Source organism: Streptococcus taonis, from assembly GCF_029948085.1.
Classification (GTDB): Bacteria; Bacillota; Bacilli; order Lactobacillales; family Streptococcaceae; genus Streptococcus; species Streptococcus taonis.
The window spans coordinates 1-1577 of record NZ_JARZZP010000029.1 but is presented as its reverse complement, the minus strand read 5'-3'; the positions used below and the strand labels follow the sequence as shown (position 1 = coordinate 1577).

Here is a 1577-nt window from a genome sequence, read left to right as displayed (position 1 = left end):
GCTAAAAAACACCTCATCTGGTATTTTTTGAAACAAGGTGTTATAATAATACGGCATAGATGACCTTATCGATTTTGGGTCAAAGAGTAATCGTAAAGTTTGTTATGCGTAATGAGGTAATACATTGTTCGAATGAGACGATGTATAGAGGCAATCGCATGTGGCTTGGTTGAAGCTATTGTCGATTGTCTTTTTCGTTTCTCATAAAAGTCGGCGATATGGCAGGGATTGGTATGACTAGCTGAAGCGATGTTATGAATGCACTTGAACAAGATTTTTCTGGCATAGGGATTACCTCGCTTAGTAATGTGTTCCTTGGCGAGAAAGTTCCCAGATTCATAGTGTCTCAGGTCAATGCCAATAAAAGCGTTGATTTGATTGGTAGACTGAAAGCGACGAATATCTCCCAATTCGCCAATGATAGATGTCGCTGTGGTTTCTGCGATGCCAGGAATCGATCGTAAGATGTCATACTCTGGTAAAGGCTGAGCTAGAGCTACCATGTCGTCTAAGACAACCTGTCTGTGCTCAGAAAGACGAAGCAATTCTTGAGCATAGTAACGAACCTCTTCAAGCATTGGGGAGATTTTCTTGACCGCACAAAAAGATTGTTTAGCGAGTTTTATAAGTTTATCAGTCAGATAAGCAATACGCTTTTCAGAGATTCGTTTGGAGGTAGATTGACGGATAATCTTACACAATTTATTTTGAGATAGGTTTAATACAAACTCTTTGCATGGAAAAGCCATCACTAAATTCCCATATTGCTCTCCAGTTGGTGTGGATAAGAGATTTTCCAATTCAGGAAAGGTGACTTGTAAGACCTTGTGTAGACGGTTTTTAGCTCTAACAATGTCTTCTGTAAGATTTTGATAGAAACGGCTTAAATCACGCAGGTGTTGATAAACTTCTTCCTGCGCATAAGTTGGTTTACGATTGAGTATAAACTGAGAATGAGCCAACTTTTCAGCGTCAATTTTGTCTGTTTTACGAACTCGCAGACTGTCCAGTTGCTTCTTAGCTTCCAGAGGATTCAGCTGTGTATAAGCGTAGCCGTATTCCTCAAGAAAGGCTCGAAGACGCCGAGAATAGACACCAGTAGCTTCAAATATAATCTCAGGATTATGAACAGTTTTCAAGTCATTCAAAAGACGATTGAAGCCAATGGCGTCATTGAGCATAGTGTATCCATGAATCTTTTCACCGTTGACTAAAATTGCCACCTCAGAACTTGCCTTACTCACATCAATCCCAAATACTGTACGCATGATATTACCTCTTTTGTCTTGAATAATTCCGTGTTTTAGTGATTTTATTTTCAATACGCGACGTCTAGCGTCCCACATACTTTGATCAAATTCCACCTAAAACAGGTGTCTTGCCAGTTTGTCAAGCGACGTCTAGCGCCAAAGAGCCCTACGACTTTACAAGACACCTCTACTTTAACATAAAGAAAAAGTAGTGAGTACTCTCTCCCGTCGGAGATTTTCTCACTACTAATCTTAGTATGTTTTCTACACAAAAATAGGTTCCATAATATCTATAGGGGATTTACCCACTACAAATATTATAGAGCC

1 protein-coding gene is annotated in these 1577 nt (G+C 39.6%); it reads right to left on the bottom strand.

The annotated features are described in order from the left end of the window. Positions 1-65: 65 nt before the first annotated feature. Positions 66-1268, bottom strand: a complete 1203-nt coding sequence (locus tag QEZ38_RS09660) for an IS110 family RNA-guided transposase (protein WP_281335780.1) — start codon at positions 1266-1268, stop codon at positions 66-68. Positions 1269-1577: the final 309 nt, after the last annotated feature.